The following is a 17,776-nucleotide window of genomic DNA, read 5'->3' as shown; positions in this document are numbered from 1 at the left end:
TCTACTTGAGCGACGCTTTGCGGACGGCGACGCCGGCGGCCGACGCCATCGGCGTCCGGCGGCGGGCCGTGTGCGCACGCTTCAGCGGGAACTGCAGCAGCTTCGAGGCCGGCTGAGCGGCGCCATCGCGCTCGGCACGGTAGCGCCGCCTCACGAGATAGACGGGCCGCTGCTTGGACTCGTGATAGATCCGGCCGAGATACTCGCCGATCACGCCGATGCCGATCAGCTGGACGCCGCCGACGAACAGCACGACGGAAATCAGCGACGGGTAGCCGTGCACCGGATTGCCATACAGCAACGTCCGCACCACGATGAAGGCGCCGTACGCGAGCGACAGCATCGCGAACGTGAGGCCGACGTAGGTCCACATGCGCAGCGGCACGGTGCTGAAGCTCGTGATGCCCTCGAGCGCGAAGTTCCAGCGCCGCCATCCGGAGAACTTCGAGCGGCCGCCGCTGCGCGGCGCACGCGTGTATTCGACGATCGCGGTGCGAAAGCCGACCCACGCGAACAGCCCCTTCATGAACCGTCGCCGCTCGGGCAGCGCGCGCAGCGCATCGACGACCTCGCGATCCATCAGGCGGAAATCGCCGACGTTTTCCGGCATCTCCACTTCGGACAGCGCATTGTGCACGCGATAGTAAAGCGCGGCCGCCGCGCGCTGCAGGTACGGGTCGCACATCCGGTCGGTGCGTTTCGCGGCGACGACCTCGGCGCCGCCGCGCCAGTGTTCGATCATCGCGGGGATCAGCGCGGGCGGGTCCTGCAGGTCCGCGTCGATCAGGATCACCGCGGCGCCGGCGGCCTCGTCGAGGCCCGCGGTGAGCGCCGCTTCCTTGCCGAAGCGGCGCGTGAGATCCACGACCTGTACGCGCGGGTCGCCGGCGGAGACCGCGAGCAGCCGGTCGAGCGTGCGGTCGCGGCTGCCGTCGTTGACACAGACGATCTCGAAGCGCACCCCGGCGACCGACTCGAGAACCGGCAGCGTTTCGGCAAAGAACGCGTCGATCGTTTCTTCTTCATCGTGAAACGGCACGACGAGCGATATCAGCGGCTTCCTGGCGTACGTGGGCATCCTGCGGTCTCCCGAGAGATCGGCCTGCGCTGCACCGTATGGTTCCGGTTGTCGTTTGCCGAACGGGCCCGGCGCGAATTCGCTTCCGGCCTGCTTGTCCACCGCGGACCGGACGACAGGTATTGCGTTCATTGTAGGCAGGAATCGCCGATTCGTAGCATGTATCGACGGTTTTCATGGCGGACGGGCGCGCCGGGGAAGAGACCGGCCCGCGGTTGTCGGCGATCCGTGCGCCGGTCGCGTCGACGTTCGGCGACGACGTGCCGGATCTCGACATGTCGAAGCCGGGCCGGGCGCCGGCGGAGCCGGTTACGCGGCCGACAGGTTGCGCACTGCGATCGACGCGACGTCGACGCGCTTCGGCAGGATCGCATCCGCGGCTGCACGGTCGGCGACGCGTTGCAGGACGTCGATGTCGGCGCCGCTGAGGCTGCGCTGCGCGAGCGCGGCCCGGTGCGCGATATCGGCTGCCGCGTCGGGCGGCAGGCGCGTGAGCGACGCATAGACGTTCGCGTAGTCGGCCGGGTGCGCCAGCGCCCATTGGCCCGCGCGGGCGAGCCGCGCGAGCACGTCCGCGAGCGCTACGCGTTTCGCGCCGTCGTTCAGCGTCTCGATCGGCGACGTGAGGAACGCGAGCCCCGAATTGATGCCGCTGCCGTCGCGGACGATCCGCGCGCCGCGTCGCACCGCATGCCCGTAGTACGGGTCGAAGGTCGCCCAGACGGGAATCCGCTTTGCCTCGAACGCGGCGAACGCGTCGACCGGCAGCACGAAGCGCACGTCGACGTCGCGCGGCGCAAGGCCGTGTTCGCGCAATGCGCCATATAGCTGGTATTGCGAGATGCTGCCGCGAGCCGACGACACGACGACGGTTTGCCCTTTCAGGTCGGCGACGGTCCGTACCGGCGAATCGGGCTGCACGACGATCCCGAGCGACGCCGGCGAGCCGACGCGCGTCGCGACGATTCGCAGCGACGGATCGCCGAGCGCGGCCGTCAGCACGGGCAGGTCGCCGGCCGGTGCGAGATCGATCGCGCCCGCACGCTGGGCCTCGAACAGCGGCGCGGCGCCCTGGAAATTGGCCCAGCGGAACCGGTAGGGCGCGCCGTCGAGCACGTGCGCGGCTTCGGCCAGCGCGCGCAGGCCGCCGGCCTGGTCGCCGAGCACGAGCGTGACGCCCGACAGATCGGCGCCGGCCGCATGGGCGGAGAATGCGGTGCCGCCGGCGAGCGGCGCGGCGGCGAGGGCGGCAAGGCGCTGCAGCACGCGGCGGCGCGCGGCGGTGGAAGAAGGCTTCATTGGCGGCATGTCCTGGGTGACCCGCACCCGTGCGGCGCGGCTGCCGGGCAGGTTACGGAATCGGTTTCCGGCCGACAAACATCGAATCGTGCAATGCATATTCGCGCGCGGGCCGGCGCCGGCGCCGGCGCGTGCAGGCGGCCGGTCTCAGGCGGGGTTCGATGCGGCCGGCACGACCGTGCGCAGGAACGCGCGTACGGCCGGCGCCTTCTCGAAGCGCCGGTGCGCGAGCGCCAGCTCCGACACGATCGGCTTGCCGGCGATCGGCCGGTACACGATACCCGGCAGCGACACGCAACCGGCCAGCGCATCGGGAATCACCGCGACCCAGCCGTTCACGGACACGCACGCGAGCACCGCGAGCAAGCCGCCCGGCCGCGCGGCGATCAGTGGCGCAAAACGGCCGCGGCGCGCGACTTCGAGCGTGCCGCGCTCCTGTTCCGGCACCGCGAAGCGCGCGTCGGCGAGGTCGGCCGCGCGCACGGTTGCCGTTTGCGCGTAGCGCGAATCGGCCGGCACGGCCGCGACGAACACGTCGCGCTGCAGCGTGACGATCCGCAGGCCGCCGGGCAGCGGCAGCGGCGGGCGCACGTACGCGAGGTCGAGCCGGCCCGCGTCGAGCTGGTGCGCGACGTCGTCCATCGGCACTTCGCGCAGGTTCAGGTCGATACGCGGATGCGCGGCACGGAACGCGCCCACCGTGCGCTGCAGCGTGCCCGAATAGACGGCGGACGACACGTAGCCGATCTCGATCCGGCCGAGTTCGCCGCGCTCGGCCAGCGCGGCGAGTTCGCGGCCGCGCTCCAGGTGTTCGAACGCGGCGCTCGCTTCGGCGAGATAGGCCTCGCCGGCCGCGCTCAGCGTGACCGCGCGGCGCGAGCGGTGAAAGAGCCACACGCCGAGCACGCGTTCGGCTTCCTGGATCTGCCGCGTGAGCGCGGGCGGCGCCATGTCGAGCGCGTCGGCCGCGCGGGCGAAATGCAGGTGCCGAGCGACGCTCAGGAACGCGCGCACGTGACGGAATTCGAGCCGATCCATGATTGCAATTTTCGTCAATAAAACAGCATGGGAGTGTCAATGACAGGCAATACGGGGCAAGCCTAGCATACGGCTTGTCCATCCTGTTCCGGAGCCTTCGATGTCCCAATCTTCCCCGGCGCCGCGTGCGGACGCGGCTGCCGCCCCGCGTGCGGGCACGCGCCTGCCGGCCGCCGCGACGCTCGCGGTCGCGTCGGCGACCTGTTCGCTGATCGTGCTCGACACGAACGTCGTCGCCGTCTCGCTGCCGAGCATCGCGCGCAGTTTTCATGCGAGTTTCGCCGACATCGAATGGGTCGTGAGCGCGTACATGACCGCGTTCGCCGCGTGCCTGCTGCCGGCCGGCGGGCTCGCCGACCGCTTCGGGCGCAAGCGGATGCTCTTCGCGGGGCTCGTGCTCTTCTTTCTCGCGTCGCTCGGCTGCGGCATCGCGCCGTCGGCCGGCTGGCTGATCGCCGCGCGCGCGGTGAAGGGCGGCGGCGCCGCGCTGCTGCTGACGGCCGCGCTCGCGGTAATCGCGAACCGTTTTCCGGACGGGCGTGAACGGGTGCGCGCGTGGGCGATCTGGGGCATGTGCATGGGGATCGCGACGGCGATCGCACCGCTCGTCGGCGGCGCGATCACGCAATGGATCGGGTGGCGCTGGGTGTTCCTGCTGAACCTGCCGGTGTGCGTGCTGCTGGCGGCCGGTGCACGCGTCGCGATCGACGAGTCGAAGGATCCGCACGCGAAACGCGTCGATGCGGCCGGCAGCCTGCTGTTCGGCGCGGCGCTCGCGTGTGCGATCGCGGCGCTGATCGGCGCGCCCGCGCACGGCTGGTCGTCGGCCGCGACGCTTGGCCGGCTCGCGCTTGCCGCTGCGCTGTTGGCCGCGTTCATCGGCGCGGAGCGCTGGCAAGCGCGGCCGATGATCGATCTCGCGCTGTTCCGCCAGCCGCGCTTCGTCGGCGCGGTGCTCGCGATGTTCGGCTACGCGGCGTGCGCGCAGGTGATGATGACGTTCCTGCCGCTGTACCTGCAGAACGCGTTCGGGATGTCGGCGATCGACGCGGGGCTCGGGATGCGGCCGTTCGCGTTCGCGATGATCGCCGGCCCGTCGCTCGGCGCGGCGCTCGCTGCGCGCGTGTCGCCGGGTGGCGTGCTGGCGGGCGGGCTCGCGCTGATCGGCGCGGGCAATCTCGTCACCGCGGCGCTGACGGCCAGCGGCGACTATCGGCTCGTCGCGATCGGCATGTTCGTGACGGGCTGCGGCGCCGGCATCATGAACGGCGACACGCAGAAGGCAATCATGGCGTGCGTCCCGCCCGAGCGCACGGGCATGGCGTCGGGCATCAGCACGACGACGCGTTTCTCGGCGATCGTGACGGCCGTCGGCGTGCTCGGGGCGGTGCTGGCGGCGAGCACGCACGCGCGGCTCGACGGGCTGCTTGCCGCCACGCCCGGCCTGCGCGCATTCGCCGACGAGCCGTTCCTGTCGAGCCTGCTGGCCGGCGATCTGGCGCAGGCGCTCGGCCGCGTGCCGCCGTCGGCCGCGGGCGTACTCGCCCAGGCGGCGCCCGTCGCATTCGCGAGCGGGTTCGCCGACGCGCTGACGGCGAGCGGCGTGCTGGCGCTCGGCGCGGCTGTCGTTGCATACAAGTTGCTGGCGCAACCGATGCGCGATGGCGCGTGACGGACAGTGGAGCATGCGCACGGAACCATCGAGCTTGCGCGGTCCGGTTTCACGCAGCGCATTCTGGATGCCATCGACGATCGAGGTTCTGCTGCCCGTGCTCGCGCAAATCGCAGTCCTGATTGCTGGCGCAACGAGTGCCTTCTTCATGCCTTTTTTCCTCGATCCGGCAGCCACGGGAATCGGTGATGCGAAGCCCGCTGGCAAGGGTTCGAGGCGTTACTCCGACGATGCGGTGCAGGGCAGGTAAGCAGGGGTGAGATCCGACATTCGGAAATCGGGTACATCGCCCTGGCGCCGGCATGGAGCCGGTCAATGCGGCTTCGTCGCGATGCGGTGGATGCGTGCCGCGTGCGCGACGCGAGCCGGGTGCGATGCGCGGCAATGCGTTGCCTGCCCGCGACGCATGCGTCGGGTGGATTCAGGCGTATCGGCGACGGCCGGCGCGGTCGTCGGCGCGTCCGCATCCATACCGGCAGCGACTGCGGCGACCGCCGGCAGCATCGCCTCGGCATCGAGCCACGCACGTGTCGCTTCCGCGATCACCCCGCGCAGCCAGCGCACGCCCTCTGCGCACGCGCCCGATTCGTTCCACGTCATCCGGTACACGATGTCCGGCGGTTCGGCCGGCAGCGCGATCGCGGCGAGCGGCAGCAGCTTCGCATAGTGCCGCGCGAGCCGGTACGTGGTGGTGAGGATCATGTCGGTGCGCACGAGCGCGTGCGCGGCGAGTTCGAAGTGCGGCAGCGTGACGACGATGTGCCGCTTCAGGCCCACGCGTTCGAGCTGCCGGTCGATCGCGCCGGACGCCTCGAGCCACGACGGCGTCGGGCACAGCTGCGGCGCCGCCACGAAATCGGCGGCCGTCATCGCGCTGCGCCGCGCGAGCGGATGCGTCGCGCGCATCAGGCACACGACGCGGTCGTCGAACAGGTCGTCCTGCCGGAAGCGCGACTGGCGCGCGGGACGGTTGTCGATCACGATGTCGAGTTCGCCGTCCGCCAGCGCGCGCTCGTCGTCGAAGCCGTCGCCGAGCGGATGGAAGACGAGCTGCGCGTTCGGCGCGCGCTCGCGAAACAGCGCGACGAGCTTCGGCACGAACAGCACGTTCAGGTAGTCGGGGCAGCCGATCCGGTAGGTGCGCACCGACGTGCGCGCATCGAACGTCGGCTGCTGGATGCGGATGAAGTCGATCACGCGCAACGCGTTGCGCAGCGGCTCGATCAGCCGCGCGCCGAATTCGGTCGGCACCATCCCGTAGCGGCTGCGCACCAGCAGCGGATCGCCGAGCAGCGTGCGCAGCCGCTTGAGTGCGGCGCTCGTCGCCGGCTGCGACATGTTCAGGCGCACGGCCGCACGCGACACGGTGCGCTCGGTCAGCAGCACGAGCAGGACGCGCATCAGCCGCGCATCGAGCACGTCGAGCGCGCCCGCGGCGTCGGCCGCGTGCCGCGGCAGGGTGGTCGGGTCTAGCGGGTCCCGCATGCCGATCCGCCTCCCCGCGACACCGTGACCGCGCGCGACGCGACGGCCGGCCGGCGGCGCGTCATTTTGCGAAGGTGCCCGGCCAGCCGACGATCCGCTTCGGGCGCGGCGGCGCGTATGTGCGGACCTTCGACGTCTTCAGCTTCAGGCGCACCAGCGACTCGGCGAGCGCGACCGCGGCCGACACGCCGTCGACGACCGGCACGCCCGTGCATTCCTCGATCTGCCGGTCGAGGCCGGCCATCCCGCCGCAGCCGAGGCAGATCACTTCCGCGTGATCGTCCTTCACCGCGCGCTGCGCCTGGCCGACGATCGACTCGATCGCGCGGGCCGGGTTTTCCTCGAGTTCGAGCACCGCGAGGCCGCTGGCGCGTACCGACGCGCAGCGCGCGTCGAGCCCGGCGAGCTTGAGCCGATCCTCGATCAGCGGCACCGTGCGGTCGAGCGTCGTGACGACCGAGTAGCGGTGGCCGAGCAGCATCGCGACGCTCGCGGCCGCTTCGGTGATGTCGACGACGGGCACCGTCAGCAGTTCCTGCAGCCCTTCGCGGCCGTGTTCGCCGTAGCCGGCCTGGATCACCGCGTCGTACGGTTCGTCGTAGCTCAATACGCGATCCATCACGGCGATCGCCGCGAGGTAGCTCTCGAAGTTGCCTTCGACCGACTCCGCGCCGAAGCGCGGCGTCAGCCCGACGATCTCCGTGCCGGGCGACGCGGCGGCCTGCGCCTGCGCGGCGATCGCGTCGGTGATCGACTCGGTCGTGTTGACGTTGACTACCAGGATCCTCATTGCGACTCCGTATGCGTGTGTGTCAGTGTTGCGCGCAGGCGACCGCGATGGATTCGCCCGAGCGCGCTTCGTATTGCCGTTTGCGATCGGCCAGCAGCCAGTACACGCTGCCCGCGATGGCCGCGCCGAGCAGCCAGGAGAACGGCGTCATCGCGCTGAAGGCCGGCACGACGGCGAGCGTGATCGAGATCAGCGCGGACGGCACGAGCGCCGCGAGCGCCTTGCGGTTCACGCCGCGCGTGTAGAAGTACGCGCCGGTCGGCGCTTCGGTATAGAGGTCGGGCACGTTCACGCGCTGCTTGCGCACGAGCCAGTAGTCGACCGTGATGATCCCGTACAGCGGGCCGAGCAGCGCGCCGAGTCCGGACAGGAAGTAGACGATCACGATCGGGCTGTTGTACAGGTTCCACGGCAGGATCAGCACGGCGATCGTCGCGCTGATCAGGCCCGCGCGGCGGAACGACAGGCGATGCGGCGCGAGGCTCGTCAGCACGAACGCCGGTGCGACGAAGTTCGCCATGATGTTCACGGCGACCGTCACGATCAGGAATGCGAGACAACCGAGCACGAGGAACAGCTTGTTCGGCACCGTCGCGATGATTTCCGTCGGGCTGTGGATGATGTGGCCGTTCAGCTTGAACTGCGCGCCGGCGAGCACGAAGCTGATCGTCGCGAACACGAGGATGTTGACCGGCAGGCCCCAGAAGTTGCCGACGCGCACCGTCTTCGCGCTCGGCGACGAACGGGCGAAATCGCAGAAGTTGAGCACCAGCGTGCCGTAGATCGCGAGCCACAGCGAGCCGCCCGCGAAGATTTCCGTCCACATCTTCAGGCCCGTCATCGGCTTGCCGATCGACATCGCGAGATGGCCGCCCGTGCGGCTGATCATCCACGCGGCGAGCGACAGTGTCGTGACGAGAATCACCGGGCCCGCGAGCCCCTCGTACTTGCGGACCATTTCCATCCCGAACGTGAGGATGCCGATCTGCACGAGCCAGATCGCGACGAACGTGAGCCAGCCGAGCGTCGACAGCCCGAAGATCGCATTCTGGTCGAACGCGGCGAGGCCCGGCCAGATCGCCGTGAGCAGCACGCGCAGCACGACGGACGCGAGATAGGTCTGGATGCCGAACCAGGCGATCGCGATCACCGCGCGGATCATCGCGGGCAGCAGCGCACCGTAGATGCCGAAGCTCATCCGGCTGATCACCGGGAACGGCACGCCGGTCTTCTGGCCCATGTAGCCGGTGAGGTTCATGAAGCAGTACACGAGCACCGCGCCGATCGCGAGCGATGCGAGCATCTGCCAGCCCGACAGGCCGAGCGCGAACAGCCCGATCGCGAACGAGTAGTTCGCGATGTTGTGCACGTCGTTGGTCCACAGCGCAAAGATGCTGTAGCGGCCCCAGGTCCGGCCCTCGGCCTTGGTCGGCGCGAGGTCGGGATTGTGCAGCCGCGGGCTCAGCGCGGGGTCGCGCGTGGCCGAACCGGGTCGATGCGATGCGTCGTCCGCGCCGGGCACGAGGCCCGGGCGGTGGGTGGCTTCCAGTTGCACGCCGTTGTCTCCTTCCATGTGCGGGGCGCGAAGCCGGCCGCGTAGGGACGCAGCGCCGGTTCGGCCGCCGTGGACGTTATGTCTCGGATTTGTTCGCGAGTATGGGTGGCGGCCACGACGATGGGAAATTAAATATTCGGCTGGGCGTCATTTGAAAAATGAATGGAAGCCGTCCGCCGGCAACGGCCGGGTGCGGCACGCAAATTGCGGGTCAGCGGGCTCCATCCACATCGACATCAGCGGAGGTGTCATGCAGCGATATTCATTTCGTCACGTATCGCGAGCCGTCTTCGCCGGCCTCCTGATTGCGGGCCTGGCGGCGGGCGCAGGCTGCCAGAAGAAGAGCGACTCCAGTTCAGACTCGGGTGCGACGAGCGGCATGTCGCCCGCGCCGTCCACCGCGCCGTCGGGCACGCCGAGCAGCGGGGCGGCCGGCGGCGGCGCGAGCCTGCCGGGTGCGGCCTCCGCGCCGGGCGGCGCAAGCGGCGGCTGACGGGCGCTTGACCGGACGGGCGGCGTGCCTGCTGCGTGCGGGTGTGCCGTCCGCTTTTGTCGTGTGCGGTGCCGGGCAGGCACGCGCGCCGGGTGGCGCGTGTGCGCGCGGCCGCGTGCATGAAAGATTTGCAGGACCGTTGTAGCGATTTCCGGACCGGCGGCGACGGCGTGACGCCGGCGTACGCCGGCCGGGCAAGGAGGTGCGATGCAGAACGCGGAATCGAACCCTACCCCGGAAAAGCAGCGCGAACAGATCGAGAAGAGCCCGGTGAAGACACCGGCGGCCGGCGACATGCCGGATGCCGCGACCCAGGCGGCGCAGGTGGCGCGGCGTCCGATGACGCCGGAGGCCATCGCCGGGAAAATGCCGACCGGCCTGCCGCCGATCGACGTCGCCGCGCATGCGGTCGACAGCGGCGATCCCGTGCGCCGGGCCGCCGGCCGGATCGTCACGCTCGACAACGCGAACATGGCGATGACCGACAACACGGTCGATGTCGACGGCAAGGGCATGGAGGCGCGCACCGGCGCGTCGGAACTGCAGGACAACGTGATCTATTCGAACGCCTCGCTCGACGAAGCGGTCGACACGCCCGATGAAGGGCTCGGCGGGATCGAGAGCCGTCCGTCCGGCAACCTGCCGCAGATCGCGACGCGGCCGGGCTGGCGCGTGCGCCATGTCGGCGATGTCGATGTCGAACACGGCAACGGTACGCGCGCCGAGCACGTGATCTGCCTCGAGCCGGTCGACTGACGCGGTAATCGGGGTCGCGGCGGCCGGCGCAAGCGCACCGGCCGCCGCGACCGTTGGCGGTCCTTACTGCGGACCGAGTTCCTGCGCGGACGTATCGGCGTCGTTGCCCTGCGCGACGAGCACGTGGATATCGTTCGGCGTCACGTCGCCGACCCCGCCCGACGGAATCGTCAGCAGCAGCCAGTCGGCGTTGTTGTTGATGGTGACCGGCGCGGTCTTGAGGATCGGCGTCTTGCTGCCGGCCGTCGTGACGATCACCTGGTAGCTGCCGCCGTTCAGGTAGTTCGAATCCTGCGTCGTGGCCGGCACCGCGTTCTGGTAGGCCGCGCCCGCCATCGTCGGGCTTTGCGTCGTGATGTCGGTGCCGGGCGGGACGACGTACACGTCGACGTTCTGCGCGTTCGGCGACGCGTTGAAGCTGCGCACGCGCGCCTTGTCCGACAGCAGGCCCTTGTCGTACGGATCGTCGATCACGGAGATCAGCGACGTCGTGCTCGGCAGCGCGATCGTCGTGTAGTGATGGCCGTTCGCCGCGCTGAACGTCTGCGCGGCGACGGTCGTCGTCGTGCCTGAGACGTCGTAGCTCGCGTTCTGCGTGCCCGAATCGACGTCGTGATAGCGCGTCACGCCCTTGTACGCGACGCCGGCCTGGTCGAGCTTCGCGTTCAGGTAGTAGTCGAGATTCGGTCCGGCCGGCACCGCGTTGATGAAGCGCGCCTGCGGCTTCGAGATGCCGAGTACGGTGCCGACGTCGTTGCCGTCGCCGCCGCACGCCGCGAGCACGGAAACGGCGGAGCACAGGGCCACCAGCGTTCGTATTGATTTCATGTTGTCCTCTCGTTCAGGGAACCTGCTGACGATGCGGGACCGCCGCGCGAAGCGTCGCGCGGGGCGCAGCGCCGGTTGAGGGAAGGATGTTGACCGCCGCAGAGGCGGGCGCGGGGATGGCGCAAGCGTTGTGCCTGTGCGGCGGACGACGGCGTACGGCGGCCGGGAAGCGCGCACGCGCCGTTGCGGCGGCGTGCGCGGGACGAGGCGAACGAAGTGCGGCGAAGCGGGCGCGGGGCGGGTGCCCGCTCGGTGCGGTTGTAAAAAAGACAGCGTCGCGCGGGCGACGCGCCGTGTCAGCGGTTCACGAGCCTGGCCGGATACGCGAGCGCGAGGGCGCAGCCGATCACCATGCACGCGGCAAAGCCATACAGTCCCGCGCTTTGCGAATGGAACGTGTCGCGCAGCCAGCCGATGAAGTAGGTGCTGCCGAACCCGCCGAGGTTCGCGATCGAGCACGCGAATGCGATCCCGCCGGCGGCGGCCGAGCCCTTCAGGAACGTGGACGGCAGCGCCCAGACGACCGGCATCGCGGCGGCCGCGCCTGCATTGATCAGCGAGAACAGCAGTACCGTCCCGAGCGTGCCGTGCGACGACGAAGCCGCGACCGCCAGCGCGACGGCCGACACCATGAACGGTACGACGATATGCCAGCGGCGTTCGCGTGCGCGATCGGAGCTCGCGCCGCAGTACAGCGTGGCGAGCACGGCGGCGGCATTCGGGATCACCATCAGCCAGCCGATGTGATAAGCGTCCTTCACACCGGTGTCGCGCAGGATCGTCGGCAGCCAGAAGCTCACCGCATACAGGCCGAGCAGCACGCACAGGTCGATCAGGCCGAGCGCCCACACCTTCGGGTCGGAGAATGCCTTGGCGAGCGCATGGCTCTTGTTGCCGGACGGATCGGCGTCGAGGTTCGCGCGCAGCGTGCGCTTCTCGTCGGCGTTCAGCCATTGCGCGGCTTCGATGTTGTTGGGCAGCCAGCGCAGCACGGCGAAGCCTAGCAGCACCGACGGCAGCGCTTCGAGCAGGAACAGCCACTGCCAGCCGCCGAGCCCGTGCGCGCCGTCGAACGCGCGCATGATCCAGCCGGAGATCGGGCTGCCGATCATGCTCGACAGCGGCAGGCCGACCATGAACAGCGCGACGATCCGCGCACGGCGCGCATCGGGATACCACTGCGTCAGGTACAGCAGCACGCCCGGCAGGAAGCCGGCCTCGGCGGCACCGAGCAGGAAGCGCACGACGTAGAACTGCATCGGCGTATGCACGAACATCGTCGCACCCGACAGCAGGCCCCACGTGATCATGATCCGCGCGATCCACAGCTTCGCGCCGACGCGTTGCAGCACCAGGTTGCTCGGGACTTCGAACAGGATGTAGCCGCCGAAGAACAGGCCGGCGCCGAGGCCGTACACGGTATCGCTGAACTTCAGTGCGTCGAGCATCTGGAGTTTCGCGAGGCCGATGTTGATGCGGTCGAGATAGGCCGCGAAGTAGCACAGGCAGAAGAGGGTGATGAGGCGCAGCGTGACCTTGCGATAGAGCTGGCCGTGCAACGCGTCGTCGGGGGAAACGGCGGCGCTCGGGTGTGCGGTAGACATGGGACTGCCCCTGTTCGAGTGTGACGGATGAATGGGTGGCTCGATCGACGCGCGCGGAGGTTCCGCTGCGCACTGGAGTCTGTATATCACGGCAATTAAATAGCGTACACACTAGAAAATACCGAATCGCACAGGCATGAATCCGACCATCAGAAGGAAAGCGTTTGCGCGAGAAAATCCGTGTTTATGACGGGGTTTTCGGCGATATGGAGTGCCCGCTGAAAAGGGTGGCCCGGGTACGGATGGATGCACGAAATTCGTGCGCATACGCTCAAAAAAGAAGTGTGTGCGCTGAAGCCTGCGACAGCGCGCGAATGCACGTGCGACAGCCGTCGCGAACGGGCCCGGCGGGCCCTCGCGCCGACGTCGTGGCCGTGGCGCCCTGTCCATGGGGCAATCGCCAGGCGCGATGCGTGCCCGGCGCCGCGCAACCTGATGCACCGCAATGACGCAGCGATCCGTTCGCCGATTGAGCCGATTTGAGGGTGTACACTGCTTGTCTTTCACTTACACCCGGCACGGGGCCTGCACTTTCATGGCGTCTTCCAAGGATTCCTACGACTTTCACGACCAGGTCGGGCACCTGCTGCGCCGCGCGTATCAGCGGCACGTATCGATCTTCCAGGAAGCGATTCCCGATTCGGACCTCACGGCCGCGCAGTTCGTGACGCTGTGCGCGGTCAAGGAGCGGCAGGCGTGCTCGCTGAACGACATCGTCAAGGCGACCGCGATCGACCAGGCGACGATCCGCGGCGTCGTCGAGCGCCTGAAGGCGCGCGCGCTGATCGAGGTGCTGCCCGACCCGAACGACGGCCGCAAGCTGATCGTGCGCGCCACCGCGCCCGGCCTCGCATTGATCGACCGCACGGTGCCGTTCGCACGGCAGGTGACGGAGCGTACGTATGGCGCGCTCAATCCCGGCGAGCGCGTCGCGCTGCAGTTCCTGCTGCGCAAGATGATGGAAGACGACGGCGACGCGTGACGCGCGAGCGGCGCAGGTGCGGCCTACGCCGCGCCTGCCGCGACGGAGGCGCCCGCTTCGTCGGCGTGCATCAGCCGGCCGGCGTCGCGTAGTGCGGCGCGCACTGTTTCGGGTGTAAACGGCGGCGCGTAGAACCGCACGCCGGTCGCATCGAACAGCGCGTTCGCGACGGCGGCGGGGCCCGGCACCGAGGCCGATTCGCCCGCGCCGAGCGGCGGTTCGCCTTGCCTCGGCATCAAGACCACATCGACGTCCGGGACTTCCGCGAAGGTCAGGATCGGATAGCTCGCCCATTCGCGCGACGCGACCTTGCCGTCCGCGAACCGCACGCGTTCCTTCAGCGTGCGGCTCAATACCTGGATCACGTTGCCGTGGATCTGGTGACGTACGCCATCCGGGTTGATCATCGTGCCCGTGTCCTGGCCGACCGTCACGCGTTCGATGCGTATTTCGCCCGACACGCGGTCGACGCACAGGTCGACGATCCAGGCCGACCACGCCGCGCCGAAGCCGGGGAAGCGGCTGTGCACGTAGCGCGCATAGGCGATGCCGCGGCCGCGCGCGAGCCGCGACCCGTCGTGCTCGCGAGGCGGGCGTGGCACGCGCGGCGTCCAGCCCGCGCGGTCGGCCACGGCCTGCAGCAGCGCGATCGCGCGCGCGTCCTGCAGATGGCGTAGCCGGAACGCGAGCGGATCGACGCCTGTCAGCGCCGCGCATTCGTCGGCGAACGCATCGTGCGCGAACGAGTTCGGCAGCGCCGATACGCCGCGCAGCCACGATGCCCGCACGAGCGGCGCGAGATCCTCGCAGACGAAACGGCGATGCGGGCTCGCATACGGCGACACGGCCGTGCGATCGCCCATTTCGAACACGCGCGGCTCGGGCGCGAGCGTGCCGGTCAACAGCGCCGCGAGCAGCGGTGCATCGTTCGACGGATAGCGTGTCGTGAAGTCGTAGCCGAGCAGGCGGCCGTCGCGCGTGACGGTGCCGGTTACCTGCATCAGCTGGCCCGTGCCTTTCGGTTCCCACAGATGCTCGTCCGCGCGCGACAACTGCACGCGCACCGGGCGGCCGACCGCGCGCGACAGCAGCAGCGCGTCGCCGCACACGTCGTCCGCGCCGTTGCGGCCGTAGCAGCCGGCCGCTTCCATCCGCACGACGTCGAGATCGGCTTCGTCGCGTGCGACGAGCGTCGCGAGGTCATGGCGCAGCGACACGGGGTTCTGCGTGCCGGACCACACGGTGATCCGCCCGTCGCCCGGCTCCCGGTAGTCGGCGAGCGCGCAGGACGGGCCGATCGAGCCGTGCATCTGGAACGGCCATGCATAGGTGCGCGACAGCGTGATCGTATCCGGTTGGGTTCGCGCGGCATCGACATCGCCTTCGTCGAGCAGCACGCGGCGCGTGGCCGGCGCGGCGGCGATCGCGGCGGCCGGATCGTCGAGCGGCGGCAGCGCGGGATGCGGCCGCCACGTCACGCGCAACTGGCGCGCCGCGCGGATCGCGTGTTCCTCGCGCTCGGCGACGACGCCGACGAAATCGCCGAGCGCGACGACGGCCACGAGCCCCGGCACGTTGGCCACCGACGCGCGGTCGACGTCGACGAGCGAGGTGCCGACGAATGCGCCGCTGTCGTGGCCCGCATACGGCGGCCGCACGACGCGGCCGTGCAGCATGCCCGGCACGCGCATGTCGTGCACGAACGTGAGCTGGCCGGTCGCCTTCGCGGGCAGGTCGACACGCGGCGCCGATTTGCCGACGATCCGGTAGTGCGCGGGATCCTTCGTGCGGGTGTTCAGGTCGAGCGTCAGCGCGATCCGGTGCGCGGCGACGAGCGCGGCGAACGTGATCGCCTGCCCGTCGGCCGAAATCGTTCCATCGTCGACGGCCAGCCGTTCCGCATCGACGCCGAACCGCTCGGCGGCGAGCGCCAGCAACGTGTGACGCGCCTGCGCGGCCGCGCAGCGCAGCGGCCGCGCGGAAATCTGGATCGTCGCGCTCGCGATGGTCGGGCCCTGGTTCGGGGTCGCGGCCGTGTCGCCGAGCACCATCGTCACGCGCGCGGCCGGCACGTCGAGTTCCTCGGCGACGATCTGCGCGAGCGACGTGCGGATGCCGGTGCCGAGATCGACGTGGCCGTTGAACGCGAGGATGCGGCCGTCGTCGAGAATCGCGACGAAGACTTCGGGCAGTGCCGGCACGTAGGACGACAGGCTGCCCGGCTGGCCGGGCGCCGGCTTGACGGGCGGCGCGGGCGGCCGGATGACGGTCAGGCAGCCGTCGCGCGCGAGCAGTTCGGAGCGATTCACGGGGGAGGGGTCCTGTCGGGAGCGGCGCGGCCGGCGGGCGGCGTCGGGGCGCGTTCGGGCGGCGGCGCGCGTGAAGCCAATCTAGGCCGCCAAAAGCGCAGCGTCAATCGCGGGCGGCACGACACATGGGGCCGCCCGCGATCCGTCGCGATTCAGCGCGCGCGGGCCTGTACCGCATCGATCGCCGCGATCGCGTCGTCGAGCGGCATCACGGCCGCATATTTCTGCTGCATGTCGAACAGGTTCGCGTCGTGCGGCGCGATTGCGCGATCGCCGACGCAATCGGCCAGCACGAGCGGGCGAAACCCGTGCGACATCGCGTCGACCACGCTCGCGCGCACGCAGCCGCTCGTCACGGCGCCCGCGACGAGCAGCGTCTGCACCGCGCGCTGGGCGAGCCACGGCGCCAGCTGCGTGCCGAAGAACGCCGACGGCACGGTCTTGCGCACGACGAGTTCGCCTGGCGCGGGCGTGAGTTCGGGCACGATCGCGCTGTTCGGGTGGTGCTCGGTCAGCGTCGCCATGCCGGGCACCTTCAGCGAGAACACGTTGTCGTCGCTGCCGTCGTCCGCATACACGATGCGGCTGTGCGCGACCGGCCAGCCGCGTTCGCGCGCGAGCGCGAGCGCACGCGTCGTGCGCGCGATCGCGGGCGCGATGTTGCCGCCGCCGAACGTCGCGGGATCGGCGAAGCCGACCACGAAATCGACGATCAGCAGGCCGATGTTGCCGTGCGGCGGCAGTGGCGTGCCGAAACCCTGCTGGCGATACACGTTCGCTTCGGCGTGACGGGAAAGATCGTTCATGGTGCGGGTGCTCGTCGGTCAGGCGGGTTGATCGGTCACGCGGCCGTCGCGCACGACGGTCTCGCCGTCGAGTTCGACCGTGCAGCGGCGCAGCGGGATGTCGATGTGGCAGGTGGTCGTGCGGTTGCCGCCGCCTTCGTTGTTCGGGCCGAGCGAGAACAGGAAGTTGCCCTCGAATGCGCGCGCATCCATTCCGATCGTCGCCTCGCGGTCGTACAGCCCGAGCGTCGACCAGCGCGCACGCGGCTGCAGCCCCCAGCCGATATGCGAGATCGCATAGCCTTCCGGGTCGGCGAACGTTTCCATGTAGTCGCGCAGCAGGTCGGCGTCGACGCCGCCTTCGATGCGCGTCGCGTAGCCGCCTTCGACGGTCAGCGCGATCGGCTCGCTCACGTAGTGCTTCTGCGGCAGCAGGATGTCGCCGCGATCGATGACGATCGTGCCGCGCGCGGTGCGGTCGTTCGGGTAGGTCAGCGCGAAGCCGCTCGGCCAGTGGTCCCAGCGGCCCGGCGCGTCGACGAAGCCGTATTCGGCCGTCGGCGGGAACTCGCCGAGCGGGCACACGAGCGCGGTGCCGGCCGCCGAGGTCACGCGCATCTCGCGGGCAGCCGCGATTTTTTTCGACGCGGCGAGCACGCGCGTGCGGTCGGCCGGCGTCGGCACCATCCGCACGAGCACCTCGGGCGGCTCGACCGCGAGCAGGATCTTCGTGCCGGACTTCAGGATCTCGTGCTGCTCGGGCGAGAACAGCAGCGTCATCAGGTCGAGCACGAGGTCGCTCTCGCGCAGCGCGGCGATCGCGGCCTTGTTGCCGGTCAGCGGCGTCGTGCCGAGATAGGCGAGCGGGTCGCGGCTGAACGCCTTGTCGCCGTTCACCGGCGGCAGGTCGAGCCGGTTGACGATCGCGCCCATCGATTGCGTCGCGATCAGCGCGCACGACAGCGTCTGCGGGTGGGTGGCCGCGCTCGTCAGGATCGTGACGGTCTGGCCCGGTTCGAGGCGCGACAGCGTGAGGACCTGCTTCCACGCGTCGATCAGTTGGGTATCGCTGACTGGCATCGTCGGCTCCGGTAAAGGCGTA

Annotated in this window: 16 protein-coding genes; 5 read left to right on the top strand and 11 right to left on the bottom strand. The window is 69.7% G+C overall.

Features of this window, described 5'->3' with window-relative positions:
- Nucleotide 1: 1 nt before the first annotated feature.
- The 3 genes from U5798_RS06195 to U5798_RS06185 all read right to left on the bottom strand — a co-directional run bounded on the left by U5798_RS06195 (nucleotide 2) and on the right by U5798_RS06185 (nucleotide 3,415).
- Nucleotides 2-1,078 carry a glycosyltransferase family 2 protein gene (locus U5798_RS06195; RefSeq protein ID WP_322081545.1) on the bottom strand — a complete coding sequence of 359 codons (1,077 nt, stop codon included), beginning with the start codon at nucleotides 1,076-1,078 and terminating at the stop codon, nucleotides 2-4.
- A 309-nt stretch (nucleotides 1,079-1,387) separates the two neighbouring features.
- On the bottom strand, nucleotides 1,388-2,377 hold the full coding sequence (locus tag U5798_RS06190) for an ABC transporter substrate-binding protein (RefSeq protein WP_322081544.1): 990 nt from the start codon (nucleotides 2,375-2,377) through the stop codon (nucleotides 1,388-1,390).
- A gap of 147 nt (nucleotides 2,378-2,524) precedes the next feature.
- Complete coding sequence (locus U5798_RS06185; protein ID WP_322081543.1) at nucleotides 2,525-3,415, bottom strand: LysR family transcriptional regulator; 891 nt, start codon at nucleotides 3,413-3,415, stop codon at nucleotides 2,525-2,527.
- A 100-nt stretch (nucleotides 3,416-3,515) separates the two neighbouring features.
- Between U5798_RS06185 and U5798_RS06180 the strand changes: the two genes are divergently transcribed.
- Together U5798_RS06180 and U5798_RS06175 are read left to right on the top strand one after the other, a co-directional pair.
- The gene (locus U5798_RS06180) at nucleotides 3,516-5,087 is read left to right on the top strand and encodes an MFS transporter (protein WP_322081542.1); all 1,572 of its coding nucleotides are present in this window, start codon (nucleotides 3,516-3,518) and stop codon (nucleotides 5,085-5,087) included.
- A 13-nt stretch (nucleotides 5,088-5,100) separates the two neighbouring features.
- The gene (locus U5798_RS06175; RefSeq protein WP_322081541.1) at nucleotides 5,101-5,337 is read left to right on the top strand and encodes a hypothetical protein; all 237 of its coding nucleotides are present in this window, start codon (nucleotides 5,101-5,103) and stop codon (nucleotides 5,335-5,337) included.
- Between the two features lie 62 nt (nucleotides 5,338-5,399).
- Here U5798_RS06175 and U5798_RS06170 read toward each other — a convergent pair whose 3' ends face one another.
- From U5798_RS06170 to U5798_RS06160, 3 genes are all read right to left on the bottom strand, one after another.
- The gene (locus U5798_RS06170; RefSeq protein ID WP_322081540.1) at nucleotides 5,400-6,572 is read right to left on the bottom strand and encodes a LysR family transcriptional regulator; all 1,173 of its coding nucleotides are present in this window, start codon (nucleotides 6,570-6,572) and stop codon (nucleotides 5,400-5,402) included.
- A gap of 61 nt (nucleotides 6,573-6,633) precedes the next feature.
- Nucleotides 6,634-7,362, bottom strand: a complete 729-nt coding sequence (locus U5798_RS06165; RefSeq protein WP_048025762.1) for an aspartate/glutamate racemase family protein — start codon at nucleotides 7,360-7,362, stop codon at nucleotides 6,634-6,636.
- Between the two features lie 22 nt (nucleotides 7,363-7,384).
- Entirely contained in the window at nucleotides 7,385-8,935 is a 1,551-nt protein-coding gene (locus U5798_RS06160) for an NCS1 family nucleobase:cation symporter-1 (RefSeq protein WP_124450169.1), read from the bottom strand.
- A gap of 232 nt (nucleotides 8,936-9,167) precedes the next feature.
- Here U5798_RS06160 and U5798_RS06155 point away from each other — a divergent pair, with 232 nt between their 5' ends.
- Both U5798_RS06155 and U5798_RS06150 read left to right on the top strand, forming a co-directional pair.
- Nucleotides 9,168-9,410: a hypothetical protein gene (locus U5798_RS06155; RefSeq protein WP_322081539.1), complete on the top strand. Its 243-nt coding sequence runs from the start codon at nucleotides 9,168-9,170 to the stop codon at nucleotides 9,408-9,410.
- Between the two features lie 207 nt (nucleotides 9,411-9,617).
- A complete protein-coding gene (locus U5798_RS06150; protein ID WP_322081538.1) occupies nucleotides 9,618-10,166 on the top strand; it encodes a DUF3005 domain-containing protein in 549 nt (182 codons plus the stop codon).
- A gap of 63 nt (nucleotides 10,167-10,229) precedes the next feature.
- Here the strand turns inward: U5798_RS06150 and U5798_RS06145 are convergent, their stop codons facing one another.
- Together U5798_RS06145 and U5798_RS06140 are read right to left on the bottom strand one after the other, a co-directional pair.
- Nucleotides 10,230-10,994: a DUF4397 domain-containing protein gene (locus U5798_RS06145; protein WP_124456074.1), complete on the bottom strand. Its 765-nt coding sequence runs from the start codon at nucleotides 10,992-10,994 to the stop codon at nucleotides 10,230-10,232.
- Nucleotides 10,995-11,290: 296 nt separating this feature from the next.
- Complete coding sequence (locus tag U5798_RS06140) at nucleotides 11,291-12,598, bottom strand: MFS transporter (RefSeq protein ID WP_124456075.1); 1,308 nt, start codon at nucleotides 12,596-12,598, stop codon at nucleotides 11,291-11,293.
- A gap of 535 nt (nucleotides 12,599-13,133) precedes the next feature.
- Between U5798_RS06140 and U5798_RS06135 the strand changes: the two genes are divergently transcribed.
- The gene (locus U5798_RS06135; protein WP_124456076.1) at nucleotides 13,134-13,580 is read left to right on the top strand and encodes a MarR family winged helix-turn-helix transcriptional regulator; all 447 of its coding nucleotides are present in this window, start codon (nucleotides 13,134-13,136) and stop codon (nucleotides 13,578-13,580) included.
- Between the two features lie 23 nt (nucleotides 13,581-13,603).
- On the opposite strand, the gene U5798_RS06130 is transcribed toward U5798_RS06135, so the two are convergent.
- From U5798_RS06130 to U5798_RS06120, 3 genes are all read right to left on the bottom strand, one after another.
- A complete protein-coding gene (locus U5798_RS06130) occupies nucleotides 13,604-15,889 on the bottom strand; it encodes a xanthine dehydrogenase family protein molybdopterin-binding subunit (RefSeq protein WP_322081537.1) in 2,286 nt (761 codons plus the stop codon).
- 152 nt (nucleotides 15,890-16,041) lie between these two features.
- Nucleotides 16,042-16,695 carry an isochorismatase family protein gene (locus tag U5798_RS06125; protein ID WP_089427863.1) on the bottom strand — a complete coding sequence of 218 codons (654 nt, stop codon included), beginning with the start codon at nucleotides 16,693-16,695 and terminating at the stop codon, nucleotides 16,042-16,044.
- 18 nt (nucleotides 16,696-16,713) lie between these two features.
- Nucleotides 16,714-17,754, bottom strand: coding sequence for a 2,5-dihydroxypyridine 5,6-dioxygenase (locus tag U5798_RS06120; protein ID WP_322081536.1), 1,041 nt, complete (start codon nucleotides 17,752-17,754; stop codon nucleotides 16,714-16,716).
- Between the last annotated feature and the right edge of the window lie 22 nt (nucleotides 17,755-17,776).

Source organism: Burkholderia sp. BCC1972 (assembly GCF_905339605.1).
In the GTDB taxonomy this organism is placed as follows: domain Bacteria; phylum Pseudomonadota; class Gammaproteobacteria; order Burkholderiales; family Burkholderiaceae; genus Burkholderia.
Note: the sequence above shows the minus strand (reverse complement) of the source record. Positions and strands in the feature narration are given on the sequence as shown.

Excerpts from the sequence above, each read along its gene's own strand:
- U5798_RS06140 (WP_124456075.1), bottom strand. The coding sequence starts at position 12,598 with ATGTCTACCGCACACCCGAGCGCCGCCGTTTCCCCCGACGACGCGTTG.
- U5798_RS06145 (WP_124456074.1), bottom strand. The coding sequence starts at position 10,994 with ATGAAATCAATACGAACGCTGGTGGCCCTGTGCTCCGCCGTTTCCGTG.
- U5798_RS06175 (WP_322081541.1), top strand. The coding sequence starts at position 5,101 with ATGCGCACGGAACCATCGAGCTTGCGCGGTCCGGTTTCACGCAGCGCA.
- U5798_RS06195 (WP_322081545.1), bottom strand. The coding sequence starts at position 1,078 with ATGCCCACGTACGCCAGGAAGCCGCTGATATCGCTCGTCGTGCCGTTT.
- U5798_RS06165 (WP_048025762.1), bottom strand. The coding sequence starts at position 7,362 with ATGAGGATCCTGGTAGTCAACGTCAACACGACCGAGTCGATCACCGAC.
- U5798_RS06155 (WP_322081539.1), top strand. The coding sequence starts at position 9,168 with ATGCAGCGATATTCATTTCGTCACGTATCGCGAGCCGTCTTCGCCGGC.
- U5798_RS06135 (WP_124456076.1), top strand. The coding sequence starts at position 13,134 with ATGGCGTCTTCCAAGGATTCCTACGACTTTCACGACCAGGTCGGGCAC.
- U5798_RS06190 (WP_322081544.1), bottom strand. The coding sequence starts at position 2,377 with ATGAAGCCTTCTTCCACCGCCGCGCGCCGCCGCGTGCTGCAGCGCCTT.
- U5798_RS06120 (WP_322081536.1), bottom strand. The coding sequence starts at position 17,754 with ATGCCAGTCAGCGATACCCAACTGATCGACGCGTGGAAGCAGGTCCTC.
- U5798_RS06170 (WP_322081540.1), bottom strand. The coding sequence starts at position 6,572 with ATGCGGGACCCGCTAGACCCGACCACCCTGCCGCGGCACGCGGCCGAC.
- U5798_RS06180 (WP_322081542.1), top strand. The coding sequence starts at position 3,516 with ATGTCCCAATCTTCCCCGGCGCCGCGTGCGGACGCGGCTGCCGCCCCG.
- U5798_RS06125 (WP_089427863.1), bottom strand. The coding sequence starts at position 16,695 with ATGAACGATCTTTCCCGTCACGCCGAAGCGAACGTGTATCGCCAGCAG.
- U5798_RS06185 (WP_322081543.1), bottom strand. The coding sequence starts at position 3,415 with ATGGATCGGCTCGAATTCCGTCACGTGCGCGCGTTCCTGAGCGTCGCT.
- U5798_RS06150 (WP_322081538.1), top strand. The coding sequence starts at position 9,618 with ATGCAGAACGCGGAATCGAACCCTACCCCGGAAAAGCAGCGCGAACAG.
- U5798_RS06160 (WP_124450169.1), bottom strand. The coding sequence starts at position 8,935 with ATGGAAGGAGACAACGGCGTGCAACTGGAAGCCACCCACCGCCCGGGC.